7 protein-coding genes are annotated in these 7,179 nt (G+C 51.5%); 6 read left to right on the forward strand and 1 reads right to left on the reverse strand.

Annotation, left to right across the window (positions count from 1 at the left end; genetic code table 11):
* From H567_RS0120685 to H567_RS29450, 5 genes are all read left to right on the forward strand, one after another.
* Positions 1–697, forward strand: a 697-nt coding sequence (locus tag H567_RS0120685; RefSeq protein ID WP_051185176.1) for a 2Fe-2S iron-sulfur cluster-binding protein, incomplete at its 5' end; no start/stop codon positions are given.
* A 160-nt stretch (positions 698–857) separates the two neighbouring features.
* On the forward strand, positions 858–1,796 hold the full coding sequence (gene mdh / locus H567_RS0120690) for a malate dehydrogenase (RefSeq protein WP_028322851.1): 939 nt from the start codon (positions 858–860) through the stop codon (positions 1,794–1,796).
* Between the two features lie 50 nt (positions 1,797–1,846).
* Positions 1,847–3,529, forward strand: a complete 1,683-nt coding sequence (locus H567_RS0120695) for an acyl-CoA mutase large subunit family protein (RefSeq protein WP_035255576.1) — start codon at positions 1,847–1,849, stop codon at positions 3,527–3,529.
* A gap of 176 nt (positions 3,530–3,705) precedes the next feature.
* Positions 3,706–4,119, forward strand: coding sequence for a cobalamin B12-binding domain-containing protein (locus H567_RS0120700; RefSeq protein WP_028322853.1), 414 nt, complete (start codon positions 3,706–3,708; stop codon positions 4,117–4,119).
* A 140-nt stretch (positions 4,120–4,259) separates the two neighbouring features.
* Positions 4,260–4,538, forward strand: coding sequence for an IS66 family transposase (locus H567_RS29450; protein WP_208598443.1), 279 nt, complete (start codon positions 4,260–4,262; stop codon positions 4,536–4,538).
* Positions 4,539–5,035: 497 nt separating this feature from the next.
* Here H567_RS29450 and H567_RS0120715 read toward each other — a convergent pair whose 3' ends face one another.
* Positions 5,036–5,884, reverse strand: coding sequence for a 3-hydroxybutyryl-CoA dehydrogenase (locus H567_RS0120715; RefSeq protein WP_028322856.1), 849 nt, complete (start codon positions 5,882–5,884; stop codon positions 5,036–5,038).
* An 876-nt stretch (positions 5,885–6,760) separates the two neighbouring features.
* On the opposite strand from H567_RS0120715, the gene H567_RS27590 reads away from it, so the two are divergent.
* Positions 6,761–7,179 (forward strand): IS66 family transposase (locus tag H567_RS27590; protein ID WP_028322858.1); only part of this gene is annotated, 419 nt, incomplete at its 3' end.

Here is a 7,179-nt window from a genome sequence, read left to right on the forward strand (position 1 = left end):
TACCGTGACGATCGATGGGCGGAGGATCCAGGCCGCCCCCCATACGACGATCCTGGAAGCGGCGCGCGGCGTCAATATCGATATCCCCACCCTGTGTTACAACGAGGCGCTGACGCCTTACGGGGCCTGCCGTCTGTGCATGGTCGAGATCACCGAGGGGAAGCGCACTCGCCTGGTCGCCTCCTGCATCTACGAGATCTCCGAAGGGCTGGTGGTCGAAACGGATACCCCGCGCGTGCAGAACGTGCGCAGGCTGGTCATGGAGCTCCTGCTGGCGCGCAACCCCAAACACCCGGCGCTGCTTGCCATGGCGTCGCGAGTCGGGGTCTCCTCCTCGCGCTTCCCGGCCGAGGTGAAAGGATGCATCCTTTGCGGCCAGTGTGTCAGGGCCTGCCGTGAGGTCGTAGGCGTCACCGCCATCGGGTTTGCAGGCAGGGGAGTGCACCGCAAGGTGACGACGCCGTTCGGTGAAGCGCCGCCGGACTGCATCGCATGCGGTTCGTGTGCGTATGTCTGTCCGGTGGATGTGATTCGCATGGAGCAAAAGGACGGCGTTCGAAGGATATGGAATACGGACTTCGAGATGGTCCGGTGCGAAGACACCGGGCGGTATATCGCACCGAAAAAACAGCTGGAGTACATTTCGAAATTCACAGGTCTTCCTTTGCAGGATTTTGTGGCCCGTAAGTGCAAATAGGTTTGTATTTGTAGTAGCAGGGTAGCGAAATAAATTTACAAATTTTTGATCATCAAAAGTGAGATTCTCAGTGGGTTCGGTATCGCTCTTTGGTACGGATAATCGCTGAATAGAGTAAATAATTATTTTCGATTTAATCACATGTTATGGAGTGTACATCATGAGAAGGAAAGTTACAGTTATTGGGTGTGGCAATGTAGGGGCAACAGTCGCAATGCGCCTTGCGGAGAAGGAGTTAGCAGATGTTGTTTTAATAGACATCCTGGAAAATGTGCCAGCGGGAAAGGCACTAGATCTTTCAGAGGCAGCACCGATTGAAAAACATGACTGTAAAATCACAGGTGTATCGAATGATTACAGCGAAGCGAAGGACTCGGATATTGTTATAATAACTGCGGGCATTCCTAGAAAACCAGGGATGAGTCGGGATGATCTGTTATCGACCAATATGGTTATTATGAAATCAGTAGTTGAAAAAATTGCCTTAGTAGCTCCTAATACGATACTTATTATCGTGAGCAATCCACTGGATGCGATGTGCCATGTTGCTTATGAAGTTTCTAAATTCCCCAAAAAGAAAATTTTAGGTATGGCGGGTGTTTTAGACTCAGCTCGTTTCCGTACTTTCATCGCAATGGAATTAAATGTTTCCATTGAAAATACCCATGCCTTTGTTTTAGGCGGCCATGGGGACTCAATGGTTCCTTTGCCTCGTTATTCTACTGTGGCCGGAATTCCAATCACCGAATTGATGCCATCCGAGCGGATTGAGGCCTTGGTGGAACGTACACGAAATGGAGGTGCAGAAATTGTAGGATTATTGAAAACTGGAAGTGCGTATTATGCTCCAGCTTCTGCTGCTGTTGAAATGGCTGAAGCCATTTTGAAAGATAAGAAGAAGATACTTCCGTGCGCAGCGTATCTTGAAGGCGAATACGGGATTAAAAATCTCTTCATGGGCGTGCCGGTTAAATTAGGTGCAAAGGGCATTGAAGAGATCATTGAAATAGAATTATCGCCGGATGAGGAAAGGTCGCTTCGCGGATCTGCCGATGCCGTGCAACAACTCGTTAATGATCTTAACCGGTTGAAAATGTAATAAAAATTCGTGAAAAAGGAATGAATATCGGCAGAAACGGAGAAATAAGAATGGTTGGAGAAGTGGATTGCAGGGGCGATATTGCTGATAATGCAAAGAAATGGTCTGATGGGGTAGAAAAAAAAATAAATAAACACCCAGAGAGAAAAGCTAACTTTATAAATCCTTCCGGTATTCCTATTAAACGGCTATATTCTCCTGTCGACACATACAATGTTGGCTATATCGAAGAACTGGGCTTCCCTGGGGAATTTCCCTTTACGAGGGGGGTGCAGCCAACGATGTACAGAACTCAATATTGGACTATGAGGCAGTATGCGGGATTCGCTTCGGCCGAGGAATCAAATCGACGCTATAAATTCCTTCTGGAGCAAGGTCAGACCGGTCTCTCTGTAGCTTTCGACTTGCCAACGCAGATTGGTTATGATTCTGATGACGATATGGCTATTGGGGAAGTGGGGAAAGTTGGAGTAGCCATAGATTCCCTGAAAGATATGGAAATTCTATTTAATGGTATTCCTCTTGATACGGTCAGTACATCGATGACCATCAATGCTCCAGCTGCCGTATTATTGGCTATGTACATTGTCGTTGGTGAAAAACAAGGTGTATCATCAGATAAGCTGAGGGGTACTATACAGAATGATATTCTTAAAGAGTATTCTGCACGCGGTACCTATATATTCCCGCCAAAACCCTCTATGAGGGTTATTACCGATATATTTTCCTATTGTGCTTCTAATGTGCCATTGTGGAATACAATCAGTATTAGCGGATATCATATCAGAGAAGCAGGGTCAACGGCTGTTCAGGAGATCGCTTTCACACTTGCTGATGGGATCGCTTATGTTGAAGCTGCAATAACTGCAGGTCTTGATGTGGATACATTTGCGCCTAGACTCTCATTTTTTTTCAATGCACATTCGGATTTTTTCGAAGAAATCGCTAAATACAGGGCAGCACGAAAATTGTGGGCAAAAATCATGAAAGAAAGATTTGGGGCGAAAAATCCTAAATCCATGATGATGCGTTTTCATACGCAAACAGCCGGATGCACACTGACAGCGCAGCAGCCAAAGAATAATATCGTTCGGGTTGCCTTCCAGGCCTTAGCTGCTGTGCTGGGCGGGACCCAATCATTGCACACTAATTCCATGGATGAGGCGTTATGTTTGCCATCTGAAGAAGCAGTCCAGGTGGCTCTGCGCACCCAACAGTTGATTGCCCATGAGACAGGCGCCGGAGACACTGTCGACCCATTGGGCGGCTCTTACTACCTTGAAAATTTGACTAACGAAATCTGTCAAAAGGCGGAGGCCTATATCCAGAAAATCGATAAGATGGGAGGTGCGGTGGAGGTTATTGAAAACGGCTTCATCCAACGGGAAATTCAGGAGAGTGCTTATAAGTGGCAACAGGAAATAGAGCAGAAGAAGCGGGTGGTCGTCGGCATGAATTCGTTCCATGTAGAGGAGGAAAAAGAGGGGGACCTACAGAGAGTCGATCCACAAGTCAGATTGACTCAGATCGAAGCGCTTAACAGCCTCAAATTGACGAGAGATAGGTATAAGGTAGAAAGTAGCCTGACTAGTTTGGAAAATTGTGCTCGGGGAAAAGATAATCTGATGCCTTATATCCTCGAATCTGTTCGCAGTTATGCGACTCTTGGTGAAATCTGTCGTGTGCTAAAAAGTGTATTTGGTGAATATGCTCAGGTAAAAACATTCGGGTAAGGCAGCTTGATCTATTATTTTTATTATATAATCCATGTTTGTTTGGCTGAGTTAAATTATAATTGACATTGGAATTTGTATTTTGACGCACCGAGTTAGCCTGCTTATTTAGCATTGACAATAAACTCGAGCGCCAAATTTCTGTTCTAGCAACAAAATATTGGAGCCCTTTTCGTATGGAAGACAATAGGATACGTGTGCTTGCTGCTAAACCTGGATTAGACGGACATGACAGAGGCATAAAGGTGATTGCCTGTGCTCTAATGGAAGCCGGGATGGAGGTTATATATACTGGTCTCCGTCAATCCCCTTCACAGATAGTTGATGCTGCAATTCAAGAGGATGTTGACGTGATTGCTATGAGTATATTATCGGGTGCACATGATTACCTTTTCCCAAAGGTGATGGATCTATTGAAGGAAAGAAATGTTGATGATATTTTGGTGATAGGTGGTGGAATTATTCCAGACGGGGATATTCCCGAATTAAAGAAGGCCGGCATAGCGGAAATATTTGGTCCAGGAACTCCTACCGATCAAATAATATCTTTCATCCGATGCCATACTCCGTTTTCAAAAAGTTTACCATAAATATAGGTTTGTTTCGCCAGTTACGAATCGTTGTGTTTTTGTATAGGTATAGGGGAAAGCACATTTCCTGGAGTGCTTTCTAATGAAGTTACTGTAAGCGATTACAGGGGGTTATGGCGGGGCCGGCAGGAGCTTTCTTCATGATCCATTCCAACCGCTCGAAGGCCTCCTTCGAAGCATTGATCAAGGACTGGGCCGGCATCCTGGTCTCGGACGGATACAGCGTGTACCGCCGATGGGTCGGGCTGCGGCAAACCTGCCTTGCCCATCTGATCCGCAAGGCCAAGGAACTCTCCGAAAGGAAAGACCCGGATATAAAACGCTTCGGTCTCTGGGCAACTCATGAACTCCAACGACTATGCCATATGGCCAAGGCTCCCCCCCCGTCGGGGAGTGGCAGGCCTTTTATGCTCGTTTGATCCGCCTGATCACCCTTCCGGAGGACCGGAAGGATGATGCCGGCAGATTTGCACGCCGTCTTCGCAGGGGAAATCGAAAGCCTTTGGACGTTTCTCTCCGAGCAGGGAGTGGATCCCACCGACAATCATGCTGAGAGGATGCTTCGATTCGCCGTGCTGTGGCGCAAATCCAGCCAGGGTGCGCCCAGAGCGAAGAAGGCAATCGCTGGGTGGAGCGTATCCTCTCACTTAGGCAGACCTGCCGGCTTCAGAAAAAGACAACCTTCCCCGTCCTTGTTGAAGCCCTGCGCGCATACTTCCGGGGCCAGGAACCCGACCTCGCCTCGATCGCCCAGCCTACCCTTTGACTCAGACCCCGATATCGCTTACCTGTAGAGAGTACGCGAGGCCCAACCGGCACCCCCTCTCCTTTATCTCCCGGAGGCCTCGAGGGGTGTCGACCGACCGAATCGCATGCTTATGGACATCCCGCGGAAAAAACAGCGCCCCCACTCCGCTCAATAGACGTAAAAGCCGCGACCCGACTTCCGGCCGAGCCACCTGGCGGCGACGTATTTCCTCAACAGGGGGCAAGGGCGATACTTGTCGTCGCCGAGCCCGCGCTGCAAAACCTCCATGATGGCAAGGCAGGTGTCAAGCCCGATCAGGTCCGCGAGGGCCAGCGGCCCCATCGGGTGATTCGTCCCGAGTTTCATGACCTGGTCGATGTCTTCAGCCGTCCCCACCCCTTCGAACAGGGCATAGACCGCTTCGTTGATCATGGGCATCAGCACGCGGTTACTGATAAACCCCGGAAAGTCGTTCGCCGGCACAGGCGTCTTGTCCATCGCCACCGCCAAGTCGCGAGTGGTCCCTAAGGTTTCCTGCGAAGTGGCCAGGCCGTTGATGATCTCGACGAGCTTCATCATCGGAACGGGGTTCATAAAGTGCATGCCGATCACCTTGTCAGGCCGTTTGGTGACCGATCCGATCCGGGTGATCGAGATCGACGAGGTGTTGGAGGCGAGTATGGCTTCCTCCCGACAGACCGCGTCTAACTGCTCGAAGATCCGCGCTTTCAGTTCCTCGTTCTCCACGGCCGCCTCGATGACGAAATCCGCACGGGTCATGTCATCGAGCGCTATCGAACCTTCGATGCGGCCCAGAATCGTCTTCATGTCCTCGGGGGTCAACTTCTCCTTCTTGACGAGCCGTCCGAGGCTCTTTTCGATGGTCGCAAAGCCACGCTCCACAAACGCATCCTGAATGTCGTTCATGATCACCGCGTATCCGCTTGCGGCCGCCACCTGCGCTATACCGGAGCCCATCTGCCCCGAACCGATCACTCCCACTGTCCTAATGTCCACCATTCCTCCTCCTCGATCGTTTGAAATGGATGTTGCGTCCCTGAACCCCTCCGCGGGCGGGGGACTTGCGGGCGAACCCCGCCACGGCAGGCCCGGCGGCCATTGCAGCCCCGCGCTTCAACCCCCGGCGCAACCGGCTTCAGACCCGGCCGCCTGGAGACGGCTTCCGCGCGGATTCAGCACCGCCCGCCCTCTCCCATCGCCGTTCTCGACTCGAAAGGCCCCGAGCGAAAGCTCCGCAGCCTTTTCTTCATAGGCTCAAGAGGGCGGCAAAAGCAAGCCTCTCTTTGCCGCACCCTGAAAATGATCGGCCGGCACTCTCCGAGCCTGAAAGCCGTTGACCTGCTTGCAGACCCATTTCGGAACAGACGCCGTTTCCCGCCCGAAGATTGTTCCGATATATTGTGACGCACAGCCGTTGCGAAACGTCCCCTCTCACTCCATGCAGTCAGCCTGCACCCTCCTCTCGCCGGGCCGTTATGCGTCGTCTTGCTTCAGGCAGGTCATTGTAAATTTCGGCATGAAACGCTAAGCTGCTTCCATGGGCACATAGAGACGGGCGTCGGCTGCACCATTTGGTGGAACAACTCTGCCAAAACAGTGGCGCGTCTGCGGGAGGTCCTTGCCGAGAAACAAACCTCCATCGGCCGGCTGTGCAAGTACCTGCTGGGGGCCCCGACCGAGACAGACCGAAACATCCTCAAGGATAAAACCGAACCGGTCCGGAAAAAAGGCGACAAACCAAAACCCCAGGGACACGGGAAAAACGGCGCAGGCCAGTACACCGGCGCTGCCAGGGTGCGCATCGAACACCCCGCTCTGAACTCCGGGGATCCCTCACCAAGCTGTGAGAAGGGTAAACTATAAGAGCTGGCCATGCCGTCGGTCTTTGTTCATATCCTTGGAACAGCCCCTCTCAAAGCCACCGTTTATGAACGAATCCGCTTACGCTGCAATCTGTGCGGAGATATCTTCACCCCCGAGCTGCCCGAAGGGGTCTCCGAGCAAAAATACGACGATTCCGCTACGCCCATGCTGGCGATACTGAAGTATGGCTGCGGCATGCCCTTCAACCGGATCGAGACCCTTCAAAGGAATCTGGGCCAACCTCTGCCCGCCTCCACCCAGTGGGATATCCTCGATACCGCAGCCGTAGCTCTGGCCCCGGTCATGGATGCCATGGTCTCATTCGCCGCGCAGGGCACGCTGCTCCACAATGATGACACCTCCGCGAAGGTGCTCGCTTTCCTCAAAGAGCAGGATCCGGACAGCAAACGCAAAGGGATCTTCACCAC

It is taken from the genome of Desulfatiglans anilini DSM 4660 (assembly GCF_000422285.1).
GTDB lineage: Bacteria > Desulfobacterota > DSM-4660 > Desulfatiglandales > Desulfatiglandaceae > Desulfatiglans > Desulfatiglans anilini.